Origin of the sequence: Kosakonia sp. YIM B13571, assembly GCF_042788095.1 — a bacterium.
In the GTDB taxonomy this organism is placed as follows: Bacteria; Pseudomonadota; Gammaproteobacteria; order Enterobacterales; family Enterobacteriaceae; genus Kosakonia; species Kosakonia quasisacchari.
On the sequence record NZ_JBHZPL010000002.1, the window covers coordinates 474,784 to 493,286 of the forward strand.

General features: G+C 53.8%; 19 protein-coding genes. 6 read left to right on the forward strand and 13 right to left on the reverse strand.

What is annotated here, in order from left to right; genetic code table 11:
• Positions 1–89: 89 nt before the first annotated feature.
• The 3 genes from ACFX4O_RS07330 to ACFX4O_RS07340 form a co-directional block, all read right to left on the reverse strand.
• Positions 90–746 carry a GntR family transcriptional regulator gene (locus tag ACFX4O_RS07330; RefSeq protein WP_131410290.1) on the reverse strand — a complete coding sequence of 219 codons (657 nt, stop codon included), beginning with the start codon at positions 744–746 and terminating at the stop codon, positions 90–92.
• Between the two features lie 252 nt (positions 747–998).
• The gene (locus ACFX4O_RS07335; protein ID WP_380207918.1) at positions 999–2,036 is read right to left on the reverse strand and encodes an NADP-dependent oxidoreductase; all 1,038 of its coding nucleotides are present in this window, start codon (positions 2,034–2,036) and stop codon (positions 999–1,001) included.
• A 67-nt stretch (positions 2,037–2,103) separates the two neighbouring features.
• The gene (locus ACFX4O_RS07340) at positions 2,104–2,679 is read right to left on the reverse strand and encodes a helix-turn-helix transcriptional regulator (RefSeq protein WP_131410294.1); all 576 of its coding nucleotides are present in this window, start codon (positions 2,677–2,679) and stop codon (positions 2,104–2,106) included.
• A 37-nt stretch (positions 2,680–2,716) separates the two neighbouring features.
• On the opposite strand from ACFX4O_RS07340, the gene ACFX4O_RS07345 reads away from it, so the two are divergent.
• Positions 2,717–3,232 (forward strand): GNAT family N-acetyltransferase, encoded by a 516-nt coding sequence (locus ACFX4O_RS07345; RefSeq protein ID WP_131410296.1) that lies wholly within the window; start codon positions 2,717–2,719, stop codon positions 3,230–3,232.
• Positions 3,232–3,681: a DMT family transporter gene (locus ACFX4O_RS07350; protein WP_380207919.1), complete on the forward strand. Its 450-nt coding sequence runs from the start codon at positions 3,232–3,234 to the stop codon at positions 3,679–3,681. The genes ACFX4O_RS07345 and ACFX4O_RS07350 overlap by 1 nt, the downstream gene beginning before the upstream one ends.
• Here ACFX4O_RS07350 and ACFX4O_RS07355 read toward each other — a convergent pair whose 3' ends face one another.
• Both ACFX4O_RS07355 and ACFX4O_RS07360 read right to left on the reverse strand, forming a co-directional pair.
• Entirely contained in the window at positions 3,682–3,915 is a 234-nt protein-coding gene (locus tag ACFX4O_RS07355) for a YdcY family protein (RefSeq protein WP_131410300.1), read from the reverse strand. It abuts the gene before it with no gap.
• Positions 3,916–3,924: 9 nt separating this feature from the next.
• Entirely contained in the window at positions 3,925–5,523 is a 1,599-nt protein-coding gene (locus ACFX4O_RS07360; RefSeq protein WP_131410302.1) for an ABC transporter substrate-binding protein, read from the reverse strand.
• A gap of 280 nt (positions 5,524–5,803) precedes the next feature.
• Here ACFX4O_RS07360 and ACFX4O_RS07365 point away from each other — a divergent pair, with 280 nt between their 5' ends.
• The 3 genes from ACFX4O_RS07365 to ACFX4O_RS07375 are packed head-to-tail and all read left to right on the forward strand — an operon-like array spanning position 5,804 to position 12,328.
• The gene (locus tag ACFX4O_RS07365; RefSeq protein WP_380207920.1) at positions 5,804–7,165 is read left to right on the forward strand and encodes an SrfA family protein; all 1,362 of its coding nucleotides are present in this window, start codon (positions 5,804–5,806) and stop codon (positions 7,163–7,165) included.
• 4 nt (positions 7,166–7,169) lie between these two features.
• Complete coding sequence (locus ACFX4O_RS07370; protein ID WP_380207921.1) at positions 7,170–10,151, forward strand: virulence factor SrfB; 2,982 nt, start codon at positions 7,170–7,172, stop codon at positions 10,149–10,151.
• A complete protein-coding gene (locus tag ACFX4O_RS07375) occupies positions 10,148–12,328 on the forward strand; it encodes a virulence factor SrfC family protein (RefSeq protein ID WP_380207922.1) in 2,181 nt (726 codons plus the stop codon). Before ACFX4O_RS07370 ends, ACFX4O_RS07375 begins: the two co-directional genes overlap by 4 nt.
• A gap of 36 nt (positions 12,329–12,364) precedes the next feature.
• Here the strand turns inward: ACFX4O_RS07375 and ACFX4O_RS07380 are convergent, their stop codons facing one another.
• From ACFX4O_RS07380 to ACFX4O_RS07395, 4 genes are all read right to left on the reverse strand, one after another.
• Positions 12,365–13,126: an alpha/beta fold hydrolase gene (locus tag ACFX4O_RS07380; RefSeq protein WP_380207923.1), complete on the reverse strand. Its 762-nt coding sequence runs from the start codon at positions 13,124–13,126 to the stop codon at positions 12,365–12,367.
• 64 nt (positions 13,127–13,190) lie between these two features.
• Positions 13,191–13,364 (reverse strand): GhoT/OrtT family toxin, encoded by a 174-nt coding sequence (locus ACFX4O_RS07385; RefSeq protein ID WP_131410312.1) that lies wholly within the window; start codon positions 13,362–13,364, stop codon positions 13,191–13,193.
• Positions 13,365–13,460: 96 nt separating this feature from the next.
• Entirely contained in the window at positions 13,461–13,634 is a 174-nt protein-coding gene (locus ACFX4O_RS07390; RefSeq protein WP_071925283.1) for a GhoT/OrtT family toxin, read from the reverse strand.
• Between the two features lie 171 nt (positions 13,635–13,805).
• A complete protein-coding gene (locus ACFX4O_RS07395) occupies positions 13,806–14,048 on the reverse strand; it encodes a hypothetical protein (RefSeq protein WP_235855240.1) in 243 nt (80 codons plus the stop codon).
• A 261-nt stretch (positions 14,049–14,309) separates the two neighbouring features.
• On the opposite strand from ACFX4O_RS07395, the gene ACFX4O_RS07400 reads away from it, so the two are divergent.
• A complete protein-coding gene (locus ACFX4O_RS07400; RefSeq protein ID WP_131410316.1) occupies positions 14,310–14,765 on the forward strand; it encodes a hypothetical protein in 456 nt (151 codons plus the stop codon).
• Positions 14,766–14,821: 56 nt separating this feature from the next.
• Here the strand turns inward: ACFX4O_RS07400 and ACFX4O_RS07405 are convergent, their stop codons facing one another.
• The 4 genes from ACFX4O_RS07405 to ACFX4O_RS07420 all read right to left on the reverse strand — a co-directional run bounded on the left by ACFX4O_RS07405 (position 14,822) and on the right by ACFX4O_RS07420 (position 18,498).
• Positions 14,822–15,043 carry a hypothetical protein gene (locus ACFX4O_RS07405; RefSeq protein ID WP_380207924.1) on the reverse strand — a complete coding sequence of 74 codons (222 nt, stop codon included), beginning with the start codon at positions 15,041–15,043 and terminating at the stop codon, positions 14,822–14,824.
• 279 nt (positions 15,044–15,322) lie between these two features.
• The gene (gene patD / locus ACFX4O_RS07410) at positions 15,323–16,747 is read right to left on the reverse strand and encodes an aminobutyraldehyde dehydrogenase (RefSeq protein WP_380207925.1); all 1,425 of its coding nucleotides are present in this window, start codon (positions 16,745–16,747) and stop codon (positions 15,323–15,325) included.
• A 25-nt stretch (positions 16,748–16,772) separates the two neighbouring features.
• On the reverse strand, positions 16,773–17,579 hold the full coding sequence (locus ACFX4O_RS07415; RefSeq protein WP_380207926.1) for an ABC transporter permease: 807 nt from the start codon (positions 17,577–17,579) through the stop codon (positions 16,773–16,775).
• The gene (locus ACFX4O_RS07420) at positions 17,569–18,498 is read right to left on the reverse strand and encodes an ABC transporter permease (protein ID WP_131410324.1); all 930 of its coding nucleotides are present in this window, start codon (positions 18,496–18,498) and stop codon (positions 17,569–17,571) included. Before ACFX4O_RS07420 ends, ACFX4O_RS07415 begins: the two co-directional genes overlap by 11 nt.
• Between the last annotated feature and the right edge of the window lie 5 nt (positions 18,499–18,503).

Below are 18,503 nucleotides of genomic sequence, written 5' to 3' on the forward strand. Positions count from 1 at the left end.
AAAACGTGATATTGATGCGCCCCATTCGCAAATTTTTGCCGGGGAGCATCAATATATGAAGATAAATGATTATGTCGTTGAATTATAACTTAGCGATAGAATTGTTTGTGAACGATGTTTGCGCCCTCATCAATCGCGCGCCATAACGCGCGTTCACTAGCGAAAGCGTCTCCCTCTTCTAACGCCGCCAACAAGTCACTGTAATTTTCGACGCGCGTGAAATCCTCAGAACTTGGATAAAGATAATTGTAACAAGGCCCAATACGGACCCATAACTGCTCAATCAATGCAGTTAGCGTTGGCATCCCGGCGTGGCTGTACACGCTAAAGCGAAACACGCGGTTGGCCTGCAGGCCCTGTTCGGTGTTACCGCTTTTCATTGCTTCATGAAAATTCGCCGCCAGGACACGCAACTCACGAATTTTCTCCTTCGTCATATTCTGGCTGGCAGCTCGCGCGGCCATACCCTCAAGATTTTTACGAATCTGGTTGATTTCGTTATAGCGATCAAGGCTGACTTCCGGCACCAAAAAAGCCTGCGCCGGAGTGGCATGCAGTGCGCCTGCGGAGACCAACCGCAGTAACGCTTCCCGCACCGGTGTAATACTGGTGCCTAATTGATCTGCTATTTCCTTTGTGATGAGCCGCGCGCCCGGTTTAAGCGCACCAATAATAAGCGCACTCTTAAGACTCGCCTCAACTTGCATGGTAAGGCTGGTCCGCTGCGCTTTTTCAAAATCAAGCATGTTTGTGTCCCGTATAATTTCTTATTTATTCTCAGCCTGGTAGCGTGTCCGTAATTTGTGTCAATGAATATATTATATACACATGCCTGGTCTTGGATGGTCGCGTAAAAGTTAAAACAATTTGTATTTATTATGCACAACTACCAGGAACCGCCTTCACAAGGGCATCAGTTCCTTATGCTTATCTAATTAAAGACGTTTCTCAAAAATTTGCACGATTTCTGATGGCGGTTTTTCACCGCCATCATTCTTTTAGCTAAGAGGCCCGATTTGGACTACGACTTTACCGAAATTTTTCCCTTCAAGCAGGCCAATAAAAGCGTCTGGCGCATTTTCCAGCCCCTCGATCAATTGCTCACGGTACTGAATTATTTCTTGCCGTATCCATTGTTCCATTTCTTGCTGAAATTCATGAATACGGTGGCCGTAATCCTGGCCAATAATAAAACCTTGCAAACGGATGCGTTTTTTCAGCAGTGTTGCCATTAATAACGGAATACGATCCGGCCCGGGAGGAAGATCGGTGGCGTTATAGCCGCTGACTAATCCACAAAGCGGAATTCGCGCCGAGGTATTTAATAACGGCAGCACCGCATCAAATACTTTTCCGCCGACATTTTCAAAATAGATATCGATACCTTGCGGGCAGGCTGCGGCCAGCTGTTCGGCAAAATCCTCTGCATGATGATCAATGCAGTGATCGAACCCCAGCACATCAACGGCATGACGGCATTTCTCACTGCCGCCGGCCACGCCGACCACGCGGCACCCCTTAATTTTGCCGATTTGCCCTACTGTCGCGCCGACCGGGCCAGTTGCGGCAGCAACAACCAACGTTTCGCCGGGTTTCGGCTGGCCGATATCCAGCAATCCCATATAGGCGGTAAACCCTGGCATACCAAGAATGCCGAGTGACCACGATGGATGAGGCGGATTGTCTCCGAGTTTGACTAAGCCTTCGCCGCCCGAAATGTCATAATCTTGCCAGCCGCTGTAACCCAGCACCCAATCACCTTCGGCGAAATCCGGGTGTTGCGATTTGACGACGCGGCTAACGGTGCCGCCGCACATCACTTCACCCATTTTTATCGGCGGCGAATAGGACGGCGCATCACTCATACGCCCGCGCATATAGGGATCTAACGAAAGGAAAACCGTACGCAGTAATACCTGGCCTTCACCCGGTGTGGCGATATCATCTTCTTCAAGGCGGAAATTATCTGCGACGGGCGCGCCGTGCGGGCGGGAAGCCAGTACCCAACGGCGATTGCGGTGAGGATCTTGTTTCATTGTTCGCTCCTGTTCGTGTCAGACTAACTATTGATACTAGTCCCTGACGGTCAGGAGCGCGTTTACATTACGAGCTGGAAGGATTTAGCCGCACCACCAGATAACGGCAAGGTGCCTGGCTTTCATTGATAAAGCGGCAATCGTTCGGCGGGCCGAGCTCCAGACAATCTCCGGCGCGCATCTCATGACGCGTGTCACCTTCAACGAACACCAGTTCCCCCTCCTGTAACCAGATAAGCTGGCGCGCCAGCGCATAAGCGGACGCCGGCATGGGAATATCGCTCCCGGCAGGCAGTTCGATTTGCACGAGGTCGATAGGCAAATCACTGCGCGGCGACACGTGACGGCGCAAATAGTGGCTTTGCGGATCGCGCCAGACGGGTTGATCGGCGTGACGCAGCAGTTTGCCTTCCTGCATTTCCGCCCGCGCAATCAACGTTGACATACTGATGCCAAACGCGCCGGAAAGCCGCGCCAACAGCGCCGCCGTCGGGTTACTGTCGCCGCGTTCAATTTTGTGGATCATCGCCCGCGACACCCCGGCACGCTCCGCCAGTTCACTGAGCGACCAGCCGCGTGATTCACGTTCAACGCGAATTCGCGCACTGATCCGTTGATTTATATTGTCTGAGATAGTATTCATAACGTAATACTATAGTGTACAAATTTGAGGTTCAACCATGAATATTCGTTACGCCGGGAAAGACGATTGCGCGGCAATTGCCGTCATTTACAACCATGCGGTAGTCAATACCGCGGCAATCTGGAATGACCAGACGGTCGATGTCGATAACCGTATCGCCTGGTTTGAAGCGCGCGCGCAGTTAGGCTATCCGGTACTGGTCAGCGAAGAAAACGGTGTAGTCACCGGTTATGCTTCGTTTGGCGACTGGCGCGCTTTTGACGGTTTTCGCCACACGGTTGAGCACTCGGTTTATGTCCACCCGGAGCAGCAAGGTAAAGGCATCGGTCTGGCACTGATGGAGCGCTTAATCGACGAAGCCCGGCGTATTGGCAAACATGTCATGGTGGCGGGTATTGAAGCGCAGAACCACGGCTCTATTCATTTGCACAGCAAACTGGGTTTTGTGATTACCGGGCAAATGCCGCAGGTCGGTACTAAGTTTGGCCGCTGGCTGGATCTGACGTTTATGCAACTGCAACTGGATAACCGCACCGAACCGGACGCCATTTGATGAACCAGTCGCTCACCCTCACCTTTTTGATTGCTGCCGGTATTGGCCTGGTGGTGCAAAACACCTTAATGGTGCGCATCACTCAGTCCGCCTCGACCATTCTTATCGCCATGCTGCTGAACTCGCTGGTTGGTATTGTGCTGTTTGTCTCTATTTTGCTGATCAAACACGGTGTGGCCGGGTTTCAGGAGTTGTACGCCAGCGTGAAATGGTGGACGCTCATTCCCGGTCTGCTGGGGTCGTTTTTTGTCTTCGCCAGTATTAGCGGGTATCAGTATGTCGGTGCGGCAACAACCATTGCGGTGCTGGTGGCAAGCCAGCTTATCGGCGGTCTGGTGATGGATGTAGTAAGGAGCCAGGGCGTTGCGCTCAAAGTGCTGATTGGCCCGGTATGCGGTGCGGTGTTGCTGGTGATTGGCGCCTGGCTGGTGGCCAGACGCCAGTTTTAATTACAGGATTGCGCCACCTTTGGTGAGCTGTTCGCGTCGCGCGTCCATATCTTCTTTGTATTGTCGACCATGGTGCGCAATCGCCTGACGCAGGCGCTGTTGCTGGGTGTAGCGTTCATCCCGGCTCAGTGCCGCATCATCGCTGAGTTCAACCAGTAACTCATTCATCCCGATAATGACGCCCTGTTCGATAGCCGCGTCGACACGCGCGGCAACCTCCTCCAGATGTGACATAGCCTCTCCTTAATTCAGCTTCGCTTTAGAAAAATCGCTGCCCATCAGGCTGACGGTATAACCGCTCACATTACTGCGGGTGGCGTAAAACGTTTTGCCGTTAGCCAGCGCGATCCACGGTGCTTGCTGGTAGAAAATCTCCTGCGCCTGGCCGTAAAGTTTGGCGCGCGTGGCAGGATCCGCAGTCAGCTTGGCTTTCTGTACCAGGCCATCATAGCCTTTATCACACCAGCGCGCGGCATTGGAGCCGGTTTTGATGCTGTTGCAGCCGAGCAGCACATCAGCGAAATTGTCCGGGTCACCGTTATCCGACATCCAGCCAAACAGTGCGGTATCGTGTTCGCCTTTGCGCATTCCGGCCAGATATTCGCCCCATTCATACGAAACAATTTTCGCCTTCACGCCGACTTTCGCCCAGTCCGCCTGGATCATTTCGGCAATGCGCCGCGAGTTCGGGTTATACGGACGCTGAACCGGCATCGACCACAGCGTGGCTTCAAAGCCCTTTTCCAGCCCTGCCTGCTTGAGCAGCGCTTTGGCTTTTTCAGGATCGTAACTGTAATCCTTCAGGTCTTTATTAAACCCGAGCATATTCGGCGGCAGCGGTGATTTTGCCACCGTGCCTGAACCGAGGAACACGGCATTGACGATGGCTTGTTTGTCCGTCGCATAGTTCAGCGCCTGGCGCACCAGCACATTATCAAACGGTTTTTTCTCGGTATTAAACGCCAGGTAGCCAACATTCAACGCATCTACAGTATGCAGCGTTAAGTCTTTGTTATTTTTGATCTGATCGAACTGCACCGGTGCCGGGGCGGGAATAATCTGGCATTCGTTGGTTTGCAGCTTCGCCAGACGGGTTTGCACATCCGGAGTAATAGAGAAGATCAGATGTTTGGTTGGTACTTCACCCTCCCAATATTGTGGATTGGCGATATAACGGATTTGCGCGTCCGTTTTGTACTGCTGCAAGGCATAGGGTCCGGTGCCGATTGGCCAGTTATCGACATTTTCCGGTGTGCCTTTTTTCAGCATTGCATCAGCGTATTCGGCAGAGAGAATCGAGGCGAAGTCCATTCCCCAGTCGGCGAGAAATGCGGCATTCGGCTCATTCAGTACAAACTGAACATGGTTATCATCGATTTTTTTCACTTCTTTGATCAGCTTATCAAGGCCGACATCGGTGAAGTATTCGTAATTACCTTGCGAAACATTATGATAAGGATGTTTCGGATCCATCTGGCGCATCACAGAGAACACAACGTCATCGGCGTTAAAGTCGCGCGTCGGTTTGAAATATTTATTGCTGTTGAATTTAACGCCCTGGCGCAGCGTGAAGGTCCAGGTTTTTCCGTCTTCAGAGACTTTCCAGTCGGTCGCCAGCGAAGGTACCGGTGTATTTTTCACCGGATCAAAGGTGACCAGGCGGTTATAAAGCACCTGCGAGCTGGCAACAAATGTCGGCCCGGAGCTGGCAATCTGCGGGTTGAAGGATTCCGGTGACGCTTCGGAGCAGTAAATGATTGTATCGTTGGACGCCGCCCATGCGGCACTTGCCGGTAACAGTGTGCTCAGCGCAAGGGCGAGCAGCGTTTTTCCCGTGGACATTATCAGGAGCCTTCTTTTTTTATATGGAGCATTAATCTCAGCACAGCAGATGAGAACTGGCAAATAATGATTCAGCATCAGGTTATTCTAAAGCGTTTGTTTTTGCTGAAATATCCGCCATTATTAATAAATAAATTTGTGTTAAATAAATTTCGTGCCGTCAAGCAGGTTCGACGCGCTCAATGCGTCGAGAATTCAATGGTTTTGCGCTTTCTTCCGCCTTTTACTGGTCTGAAGTTTGCGTATAGTAGACGCGTGAAGAAGTCTATGGGATGAAAACGTGGCAAAAACTCTCTTGCGTAGCGGCGATTTGGATGATTTCCAGGCCGTTGGCGGCGGCGGTCAGGCCGTATTCGATTCGGCATTGCAAATTCGTGAAGCACTGCGTCTGCGAAAGCAGCAGGCGCTGGTAGATTGCCTGGCGATACCCCAGGTTAATGATGAAGGCGACCGTGTCGACTGGTACTCACCAATTGATGGCCGCGCCCAGGCATGGAAAGCGGCGGAACCCGAGGAGCGCGCCCGCGCGCTGCGTTACCTTGAAAGCACGCTGGACAGCGCTGCCGCGCTGAGCCGCAAATGCATGCAGTCCCCCAAAACCGCGCAGCAACTCTTTGGTTCGCTGCTGGAAAAAGCACTGCAATTCCCTGGCGAAAACCATGTATTCCTCGTTGATGGCAAACCGGTCATCACTTTCTGGGGCTTTGTTAATCTCAATGAAAGCGCCCGCGAAAACGTGCTGGAATGTCTGCAAGAACCGGAGCCAGAAGTCCCTGAAATTATTATTGAACCGGAGCCAGAACCGGAAGAAGAACCCGCCGTTGAGGTAACTTTCAGCCAGGCAGATGCGCCTCTTTTAATGCCGCAGGTGGAAATCAAACCGCAGCCCGTTGCCGCTCCGCCCGTGCAGGAAGTCGCACCAGCGGTTGCACCAGAACCCACTCCTCAGCCTGAACCTGTGCCCGTGGTGAAAAAGCGTCGCCGCTACGGTCTGTGGGCACTGCCCGTTGCCGCGGCTGTCGCGGCGGCAATTGCCGTGCCGCTGGTGCTCAATCAGCAACAACAAGAACCTGCCCCCGCACCTGTCGTAGCAAAAGCAGAGCCGGTCGCTATTGCGCCGCCGCCGATACAAGCCGAGCCGCTTCCTGAGCTGGCGGTGAAACTGCCGCTGCATCAGGCTGAAATTGTTGCGCCTGTTGCCAAAGCACCGGAAGTCAAACCGGTCGATAAAGGACCGGTTGTTATTGCTTCTATCCCGAAAGACGTGCTGGTGATGGATGCGTTAGAAGTGAAAATTGGCTCCACCAAATTCCTTAACGGCAACTGGCGCGTAGCGATGGATGTCAAAGATCCGGTCACCGGCAAAGCGCCTGCCGTGCGTTACCAGATCCAGAACAACAAAGGGACGGCGCGTATTGTGATGGGTAAAAATGTAACCTGTCGCGCCGATCTGTTCTCCGGTCTGCATGAAACCGGCGAATTGCTGATTAAGAGCCGCAGCAACGCACGTTGCAGCGACGGGACGCGTTACCCGATGCCGGAAATTTCCTGTAAAGCGAGCAGCAATGACGTCGCGGAATGCAGCGCGCGTTTTGACGCCAACACCACCGTTCCGGTGACGTTCAGAAAAACAGGTGACTGAGTTTATGCTGGTTAATCTTTGCGACTACAAACAGAGCGTGACGCTGATTGCCAATAGCGGCGTGCAGTTTCTTGATTTTGGCCTGACTCCGCAGGATTCCGCGAGCAGCGGTCGATTTGTGCGTAAAACCGCCAACGGCCCGCTGCTGCGTCTTGATTTCGATCTGGTCAACGAACGTTATACGCTGCCAAACCGCGACGGCGGTCAGCCGGAAGTGGTAAAACCCGAAAGCACGCATTCGCTGCAATATTCGTTGTCGATCCTCGATGGCGTCTGGCTGCCGATCCCTTTCCTGCGCTTTAACCCGCCCCGCACCTTCGTTGAAGGCCCGGATAACTGGGCTCGTGTGCAGATCCGCAAGCTCAGCGAACCGGACAGCACCGGAAACACTCACCGCGTGGCGCTGGCGCTCGACAGCCAGATTAACGGTAACTCACCTGCCGCACTGGCGCCGCTGGAAAACGATATTCTCAATGGCACACGTTTCTCATTGGCCTGGCGTGATGACGAAGTGGCGGATTTCCTCGATCAGACCTGGGTCGATGGCTGGCTGCGTGAAGCATTTTTGCAATTCATTACGCAACATGAAACCCGCAGCGAGCGAGAAATAAATCAGGCATTGCGCGGTTTTGAATACCAGGCGCACTGGCTGAATTTGATGAGCCTGCTCGGCATGCAATTGCAGGTGCCGGAAGTCAAAATCGTTACGCACACGCTGAGCACTCCGGCGATCCCGGTCGATCTGATTCTGGATGTCGGCAACACCCATACCTGCGGCGTGATCATTGAAGATCACGGCGATGCCAATGATGGTTTGCGTCAAACGGCGGAATTACAGGTGCGCTCGCTCAGTGAACCTCAGTTCCTGAATGAGCCGCTGTTTACCAGCCGTCTGGAGTTTTCTGAAGCGCGCTTCGGCAAACAACACTTTTCTGTTGAGAGCGGTCGCGAAGACGCTTTTATTTGGCCATCGATCGTTCGTGTGGGCGATGAAGCCCGCAAACTGGCAACGCAGCGTCTCGGTACCGAAGGCAATAGCGGCATCTCCAGCCCGCGTCGCTACCTGTGGGACGAAACGCCCGTATTGCAGGACTGGCGTTTTAGCCAGATGAACAGCAAAACCCAGCGCGAACCGCTGGCGACCGCCTTCCCGCTCATGAACCTGATGAACGATGAAGGTCAGCCGCTGTATAGCCTGCCGCTGGATGAGCGTCTGCCGGTCTTTTCCCCGCAGTACAGCCGCAGCACGCTAATGACGCATATGTTGTGCGAATTACTGTCGCAGGCGCTCGGGCAGATCAACAGTGTGGCTACGCGCCTGCGTTTGGGCTTTCCGGCCTCTCCGCGCCAGCTGCGCACCATTATTCTCACCCTACCCTCGGCAATGCCGAAGCAGGAGCGTGAAATTTTCCGTCGCCGCATGTTTGAGGCTATTGCGCTGGTGTGGAAAGCCATGGGCTGGCATCCGCAAGATGAAGACTTTGCTAACCGCAAGCAGCAGGAAAAAAGCGTTGTGCCCGTGCCGCACATTCATATGGAATGGGACGAAGCCAGCTGTGGTCAACTGGTGTGGCTTTATAACGAAGCGATTTCGCGCTTCGCCGGGCAAACTGAAACCTTTTTCGCCTCCCTCGCCCGCCCGGATCGTGAAGAAGCACCGGGCGCGGTAAAAGGCCGTTCGCTGCGCGTTGCTTCTGTCGATATCGGCGGCGGCACGACAGATATGGCGATTACCCATTATCAACTGGACGATGGCACCGGCAGTAACGTCAAAATCACGCCGCAACTGCTGTTCCGCGAAGGTTTCAAAGTCGCCGGGGATGACATTCTGCTGGATATTATTCAGCGCTGCGTCCTTCCTGCGTTACAAACACAGATGCAGAAAGCAGGCATTACCGATGCCGCCGCGATTATGGCAATGCTGTTTGGTGATTCCGGGCGTATTGATACCCAGGCCGTGCTGCGCCAGCAGACAACGCTGCAACTGTTTATGCCGATTGGTCACGCCATTCTTGCCGCGTGGGAAGAGAGCGACATTAACGATCCGCTCGCCGGATTGCATGCCACCTTCGGTGAACTGCTCACGCAGCTGCCGACGCGCAATGTCATGAACTACCTGAAACAGGCGATCGATCATGCACTGCCGGCTGGTTCGGCGGAGTTTGATGTGCTGGCCGTCCCGTTGCAGGTGAATTTCCGTGAATTGCAGGATGCAATGCTCGCCGGGCAATTTACCCTGACCGCCCCGCTGCATGCGGTTTGCGAAGCCATCAGCCACTACTGCTGCGATGTCCTGTTAATTACCGGTCGTCCTGGCTGCTTGCCTGGCGTGCAGGCGTTGATTCGCCACCTGCAACCCGTGCCGGTTAACCGCATGATCTGGCTTGATAAATACCGCGTACATGAATGGTATCCGTTCAGCCAGCAGGGTAAGATCGGCAACCCGAAGTCAACAGCCGCCGTGGGCGCAATGTTGTGCAGCCTGGCGCTCGATTTGCGTCTGCCGCGTTTTAACTTTAAAGCGGCCGATATCGGTGCTTACTCTACCGTGCGCTACCTCGGTGTGCTGGATAACGTCGTCAATACTTTGCGCGATGAGAATATCTGGTATCACGATATCGACCTTGATAAACCCGGTGCGAAACTGGATGCGCGCTTACATTTCCCGTTGCGCGGCAATGTGACGCTCGGTTTCCGCCAGCTCGCGAACGCCCGCTGGCCTGCTACGCCGCTCTACACGTTGAGTATCAACTCGCAGGAGCTGGCGAAAACCATCGCGGGCGACGGCGTGTTGAATGTCCGTTTGCAGTTCAGCGGCGGTAATAAGCAGCACGGGCCGGAATCGTTCACCTTGAGTGAGGCCTGGCTCCAGGACGGTACGCCGGTCGCCGCAGACGCGTTAACTTTTAAACTGAATACGCTGGCCGATCGCCGCCATAGCGGCAGCCATTACTGGATCGACAGCGGGAGTGTGTATCTGAAATGAGTGCGAGCGTAAAAACCACCCAGGCACTGGCGACATGGATCAACGAAAACCGCCAACACGCACCTTTACTGGATGATGATGCCGACGCGTTGCTGTCGCGTCTGACGACTGCCGCCGCCGAGGAAACCGCGCTGCGTGAAGCCGTTGCTGCGCCCTGCACCGTTGGGCTGTATGGGCATTCACAAGCGGCCAAAGCCCATCTGCTGACTGCGCTGTGCGGCAGCGGTAACGGTAACGGGCGGCTTAATGTGCGTCCCGGCGAAAAAACGCTGGATTACTTCACCCATATCAATCCCGGCCATGCTCTGACCAGCATGGCGCTGCGCTTTAGCCAGCATCTCGCACCGATGGATGAAGGTTTCCCGCTGTGCCTGCGCATTATTAGCGAAGCCGAACTGGTGCAGATTTTTATTGCTCATGCCATACAGCAGCCGGAATTGCGCGCCGTGGATAAATCGGTGATTGAAGACCGCGTCGCGAAATGGCGTTCACTGCGCCAACCGAATGCGGTTCCGGGGATCGCGGCGGAAGATATCGGCGCGATTGCCCGCTTCTGGCGCGCAGCGGTACCTTCGTCACAGCAACAAATGGACGATGCTCTGTGGTATCAGTTTGCTTGCCTGTTACCTTCCCTGGATCTCAGCGCCCGCGCCAGTGCCTGGTCGCTGTTATGGGGCGAGCAGCAGGAACTCACCCAGCAGTGGTTGTCGCTGGCGCACACTTTGCACCAGACCGGTAACGCGCAGGAACTGGCGGCACCGCTCAGTATTCTGGTGGATACTTTTGCCCTGCCAACAGACGGTTTCTTAACACCGTCGGAACCGGGTAGCGGTGAGATCCATGACGAAGTGGTGGTGCATCCGTGGTCAAACGACCAGTTGCACAATGCGGTCAGTATTCCGCTGGCAACCCTTGCGTTGATTACGCGCGAACTGGTTTTGCCAGTGGAAAACGCGGTTTTAGCAGCCGTTGATATTCTGGATATTCCGGCACCAGGTCCGCAAGATGACCAGCCGTTGTGGCGTAGTAAATGCCGCTGGTTGCTGGAAAATTACCGCCAGCGCCTGCAACCGGATGTGCTGATGATCTGCAATGCGACGCTCGAGCGTTCAGCAACCGCTGCCACCGCGCGCGCATTATTGAACTGGGTCAAAGAGACCCAATCCGGCCAGGAAACGGCGCTGCCGGGACTGGTCTGGGCGATTACGCCGCAGGATGCACGCTTTACCCTGGCGCAGAATCTGGACGAAGCCGTACAGCAGCTCATTGGCAAACCGGGTCAGCATTGGGGAACGTTGCAGGCGCTGGATGCCAGCAGTTTGCAGCGCCTGCTGGAGTGGCTGGTACAGGCGACAGCGCCAGGCCTGCGCCAGCACCGCTTGAAAGCACTGGCTGAGCGCCATCAGCGCGCGCTTCGCGATCTGCTGCAACCCTGGCTTGCCACCGCAGTGAAAGACGCGGCAGCCCAACGTGCAAGCGCGGAGTCCGTGGTGCGCGAGCTGCAAGGCCAGGCTTCTCGCCACGGTGAATTACTGGAAGGTTTACAGCCGGATATGCAGCAGTTCGATACGCTGTGGAAAGTTCAGCAACCACGCGAAGAGAAAGTCAGCGGCTTGTTTAATGAATCTATCGATCTGTTTGCTGAATCTGCACAAAGCAGCGAGCCGCAAGCGGTGTCGAAAGATATCGGTCAGCAGGCGCATGCCCTGTGGGTCAACCATGTCCGCCAGTGGAGCCGTAACGATGATAACGCCGCGCGTTTGGGGCTCAGTCCTGCCGCGCTGCGCCAGCTGGCCGAGATTGTTATCGTCAGCAGCTACCGGCTGAATTTACCCGATCAGTTGCAAAAAATTATGCAGCGCGATACTGCCTGCGCCGCGCAACTGTACGCCGCAATTGGTAACTTTGTCGCCTGGCTTGGCTATGCAGAGATCGCGCAAGCGGATCGCCCGGAAAGCCGTGTAAACAAAGGCAGTACCATTTTTTCCAGCGGTACGGATGGCGCTACCCAGGCGCGGTTAACCCGCCTGAGTGAGCAGCCGGTGCATGCCGCCACGCGCTATGTTTATGACTGGCTGGTGGCGTTGTATCACCGGGCTATCGAAAACATTGGCTACAGCCACCCGCTGGATATCAGCCCGGCGGCGCGTAAGAAACTCAAATCCCTGCTTCCCTGAAAATCACCCGGCCATACAAATGTGCCGGGTTTCTTTTTACTCATGTTCTGCAATAAACGCCGCTAACGTCTGCGCCAGCAAGGCTGGCTGTTCGTCAGACATTGAATGACCGGCACGCGGAATAATGCGCAGCTCAATCCCTTGTTCCAGCACGCTTTCGGCATCTTTATCTGGTAACGACAGCTCGCCAAAAATCAGCGTTTTTGGACGGAGGAAATGTGCAAATAACGACATCCACGACGGTTCAATGCCCTCGACCAGGCTTTTCGCGCCGCGCCACACCGCCCAGGGTGCGCTGCTTTGCAGACTGCCGGCCCACGCGCTTTTTTCCTGGGCCAGCATTGCCGCGTAGCCGCAGGTGACAAAATCGGCCTCATCCTGAGCCGCGATAATACGGCTAAATGCCCCGCCACCGGCATGAAAATTGGGTTCGGATACAGCCAGCGCGTTGACGCGCTGGGGGATACGCGAAGCGACTTCAATCGCGATACTGCCGCCCATGCTGTGGCCGTATAACCAGAATGCATCCAGCCCAAGATTATCCAGCAATTCAATGACTACTTGCGCTTGATCGCTGGTGCGATAAGAGAAACTCGCCGGTCGTTCACTATAACCGTAGCCCGGCAAATCGATAAGGATGGCGCGCCTGCCAGCAAACGCCGGATCGGCGACGATGCGCGGGTATTCGTAAGAAGACGCGCAGCCCAGGCCATGAATAAAAACCACCGGATCGCCTTTGCCCGGTAACGCATGCCAACGTACCTGCCCCTGCGCGTGGAGTGAATACAGACTGTCCATAATACCCTCTCTGCCATAATACTGTTTTTACATACAGTATCACGGCAATGTGGCAAGGACACGACTAAAACAGAGAAAAAAGTAGCGCCACGGGAAAACTGATAGGCCATGTTGCACCAACTAACACGGCGCTCAGCAGACGGATTTTGCGACTATCTTTGGCGAGAAACCAGGTTGCCACGGCGCATAATACCGCCATGGCGGCGTAGAAAATAAGCAGTTTGGTGTAGAGTTCCAACGTCTGTCTCCTGTCCTTAGGTAAAACATCCGCCTAACATGTTGCACTAATATTCAAGACGTTATCGCTTTCACCGTCACGCTTTGTTGGCAAAATTTAGAATATGGAAAATAGCAGCGCAACCGGGAAGCTCATGGGCCATGTCGAGCCCACCAAAAACGCACTTAGCAGGCGAATACGTTTACGATCGTGAGAAAGAAACCAGGTAATCAGCGCGCAAATCAGCGCCATGACAAAGTAGAAAACCAACATTTTTTGGTATAACGACATAACAAACATTAACCCAGAAATAACAAAACGAACGCAATATGCTCTTTTTGTTGATATATATCAAGTCGAATAGGGATTACTACGAAAGGTGTAGCAGCCAACTTTGATTTAACTGGCTGTGAGAGCGAAAGCAGCCGCAACTGCTTTCTTTTTCTGCGGTCGGTTTTTTTCCTACTGATGTGTTTCACGCCACTGCGCAATATCCTCTTTTGTGACTTCTTCGGCGTAGCAAATGGGCGAATAACCGCCTGCACGGCTCCACGCGCTACGCTTGCCACATGAACTGCCGTTCCGGGCATGATTGTAGGGACAGGCACAGGGACCAGGGTAGTTAGCAATAGATTCAGCAATAATCGCTTGTTTCACCTGCGCATCAGACAGACGCTGCGTTTTGGCAAACCCCTCTGTTGTCATGCATAAACCTGAGGCGGCAAGCACCGCCCACAACAGCAATAATGTTTTCATATTTATTTCCGACGATTCCAGGTCAGGCTAATCATTATTTCTGTGGAAGATGAAAAATGATTAAACACAAACTACCGGGGGAATGAAACGATATATCCATTAATTTAACTTAGGGATTAACTGATATGTTTCTGCTGCGAATAATAACACCGGGAAGTTTGTCGAGCTGGGATCATCTCTGATATTGTCTACCGGCAAGGCAGACATCAGATGAAACAAGGTAAGGTTATGCAGAAATATGACGACCTGTGGCAAGCCATAGAAGTTCGGGTGCGTGAAAACAATGACATAACGCACGTCGATATGACCACTGATACCGCCCGGGGCAATGCTGCCCGGCAGCGCATCGCGCAGATATTCGTCCTGGAAGTGTTGCTCTCTCGCCACCGGGAAAAGTACGCCAGCAGTTTCGTTCCGCTTGCCGGTGAAGAGGCGCTTTATCATTTAATATTCAAACGCACCGGCTGGAAACCCTTTGAAGTAAAACAGCTATCGTTTATTGACGCCATGTTTGTGCTGGCGGAATTATTCCGTGATGAAACGCTGCCAGCGGAAGTGCGCGCCGTTCTGCGTTCGCAGGGAATAAAAGATGAGCCCTTCTCAACATATGATTTTTCAGAGAAAGATTGGGCACCACGTGAAAATGAGGTGTTCCTGAAAAGGTAAGCCTGCAAATTAATTGCACTGTTAAATAAATAAGGGCTCATCTGAGCCCTTATTTTTTAATTCAGCATTGCAGAGGTTATTTCATTACCCGCGAGACTTTCAACGCGGGCAAAATAAAACTCTTCGCCTTCGCAATAGTAAGTTTCGATAGGCATGCTGGTGTTTGTTGCTCCACCATCAAGCCCTGCTATCGCCCATTGCACCGAGGTTTCGCCATCTTCAACGGTCAAAAATTGAGACGCGCCCCCTGGTACGAGCACGACTACGATTTTACTCATTACTCTTTTTCCTTGCCTGATTTTTTTAAAAGCCAGACATTCTTACCCGCGGCAATGACTGCCGTTTGTCGCATTGATGACACTCACGTGACAACACATCGGAACAACGTCTGTTTGCGGTTTTATTTAAATGTTTTTATTTCGCCACTCCGCTGATGGCTGGCTATTATTAAACCAGTTTTTCATTAATAACAACACACATAATTTACTATGCGATTTACCTCATGTTTCATAAGGGAATAAAAGCGATAAACGCCCTCCGTGGCGTTTATTATTGCCTTAATGTTTGATCATCACATGGCGCACCACGGTGTAATCTTCCAGGCCGTAGAGTGACATATCTTTGCCGTAGCCTGAGAGTTTCTGCCCACCGTGCGGCATTTCGCTCACCAACATAAAATGCGTATTTACCCAGGTGCAGCCGTATTGTAAACGTGCACTCAAGCGATGGGCGCGCCCGACATCTTTGGTCCATACCGATGAGGCCAGCCCATATTGCGAATCATTGGCCCAGCCCAACACCTGTTCCTCATCATCAAACACCGTGACGCTTACCACCGGGCCAAACACTTCCCGCTGTACAATGGCATCCTCCTGTTTTGCCCCTGCCAGCAGCGTTGGCGGGTAATAATAGCCTGCGCCTTCATGTCTTTTACCGCCGGTCACCACGCGAATATGGCTGAGCGCTTTGGCCTCATCAACCGCCTTGCCAACCCGCGCCAGATGCGCCGCAGAACTGAGCGGCCCAAGTTCTGTTGATTCATCGTCCGGCGCGCCCATTTTCAAGCTGGCAACCGCTGTACCCAGCTTTTCCACCAGCGCATCATAAATGCCTTTTTGTGCGTAGATACGACATGCAGCGGTACAATCCTGCCCGGCATTGTAAAAACCGAAAGTACGAACCCCTTCCACCACCGCATCGAGATCCGCATCATCAAACACGATCACCGGCGCTTTGCCACCGAGTTCCATGTGGGTGCGCTTAATCGACGATGCCGTATGGCCAATAATGTGCTCGCCAGTGGCAATCGAGCCCGTCAGGGAAACCATGCGTACTTTTTCATGGCCTGTCAGCGGATCGCCGACGGTGCTGCCGCGACCGAACAATACATTCAGCACACCCGCCGGGAAGATATCTTTCGCCAGTTCCGCCAGTTTTAACGCGGTGAGTGGCGTAATTTCCGAAGGCTTAATTACCACGCAGTTGCCCGCTGCCAGCGCCGGGCCGAGCTTCCAGGCCGCCATCATAAGTGGGTAGTTCCACGGCGCAATAGAGGCGACGACGCCCAGCGGATCGCGGCGGATCATTGAGGTATGTCCTTCCAGGTATTCACCTGCCGCCAGCCCATTCAGGCAACGCGCAGCCCCGGCGAAGAAGCGAAACACATCCACTACCGCCGGAATTTCGTCATTCAGTACGCAGTGAAAGGGTTTACCGCAGTTCAGGGACTCCAGCCGGGCGAAGGTTTCCGCATTATCTTCAATCATCTGTGCCAGTTGCAGCAGGCATTCGGCGCGCGCCTTCGGTGTCGTTTGTCCCCAACTGGCAAACGCGCGATCGGCAGCCTGCACGGCAGCGTCGACCTGCGCGGCGGACGCTTCGGCAATCTCCAGCAACACTTCACCGGTAGCCGGGTTATAAACAGGCTGCTTCTCGCCTTCGCCGTTAACCAGTACTCCATTGATAAACAGTTGATGTTGCATAGTTCTGTCCTTTCAGCGTGGTCAGTTATTTGCCGGTTCCGGCAATCGTGTCGGTATCACGGGTCAGCCACCAGGCACCCAGAATGGGAATCGTCGTTACCAGCATCACCAGTAATGCCACAACGTTGGTGACGGGTACATCGCGCGGGCGTCCCAACTGGTTGAGCAACCACAGCGGCAAAGTACGTTCATGGCCTGCGGTAAACGTGGTGACAATGATCTCATCAAATGACAAGGCAAACGCCAGCATGCCGCCCGCCAGAAGCGCCGAGCCCAGGTTCGGTAGCACCACATAGCGGAAGGTTTGCCAGCCGTTCGCACCTAAATCCATTGAGGCTTCGACCAGGCTCCAGGAGGTTCGCCGAAACCTGGCAATCACGTTGTTAAACACTACCACCACGCAGAACGTGGCATGTCCCACGACGATGGTGAAAAAACCCGGTTCCAGATTGACCGTTTTGAAGGCGGTCAACAGGGCAAGCCCGGTGATAATTCCCGGTAAGGCAATCGGCAACAGCAGCAGTAAGGAAATGGCGTTTTTACCGAAAAACTCGCTGCGCCATAAGGCCATGGCAGCAAGTGTGCCAAGAATCAATGCGATAGCCGTCGCCAGCGCCGCGATTTGCAGTGACAGTGTCACTGCATCGAGAATATCTCCCCGTGCGGCCGCCACGCTAAACCAGCGCAGCGTAAAGCCCTGCGGCGGAAAGCTGAATGCGGCGTCCTCGGTATTGAAAGCATAGATGGCGATAATCAAAAGCGGAAAGTGCAGAAAGATAACGCCGCCCCAGGTGGCAACTTTGAGCAAAAACGGTGCGCGTTCAGAGTGCATCAAACGCTCCCAGACGTTTCACAAACGCCAGATAAAGAGCTATCAACACCATCGGCACAAGGGTAAACGCGGCGGCCATCGGCATATTACCAATCGCCCCTTGCTGCGAATAAACCATATTACCGATGAAGTAACCCGGCGGTCCGACGAGCTGCGGCACGATAAAATCCCCGAGTGTTAGCGAAAAAGTAAATATCGAACCCGCCGCCACGCCCGGTACCGCCAGCGGGAGCACAACATAGCGAAAGGTCTGGCGTGGATGCGCGCCCAAATCCGCTGAAGCTTGCAACAGCGAGGGCGGTAATCGCTCAAGCGCTGCCTGAATCGGCAGGATCATAAACGGCAACCAGATATAGACGAATACCAGAAAACGACCCAGCCCGGAGGTAGAAAGCGTATTGCCGCCCACGGCGGGTAGTGTCAAAAACGCAGCAAGTAGCGGCTCCAGCCCAAGATGGCTTAAAAACCACTGCGCAACGCCATCTTTTGCCAGCAGCAGTGTCCAGGCGTAGGCTTTAACGATGTAGCTCGCCCACATTGGCAACATCACCGCGATATAAAAGAACGCTTTCCATTTGCCCTGCGCATAACGCGCCATATACCACGCCATCGGAAAAGCGAGAATGGCGCTCGCCACCGTCACACATAGCGCCATCATCAGCGTACGAAGAATGATGTCGTAATTAGCCGGGTTAAACAGCGCCAGCAGGTTGGCAAACGTCAAATCCGGCGTGACCGACATGGTGAAATCATCGAAGGTGTAAAACCCCTGCCACAGTAAGGTGAGCAACGAACCTAAATAGACAATACCAAACCACATCAACGGACCGAGTAGCAGCAAAAGCAGCCCATACACCGGTTTTCGCCAGAACACAGCGCTAAGACTGACGCGGCGCGGCGAACGTTGCGCAATACTCATCGCCC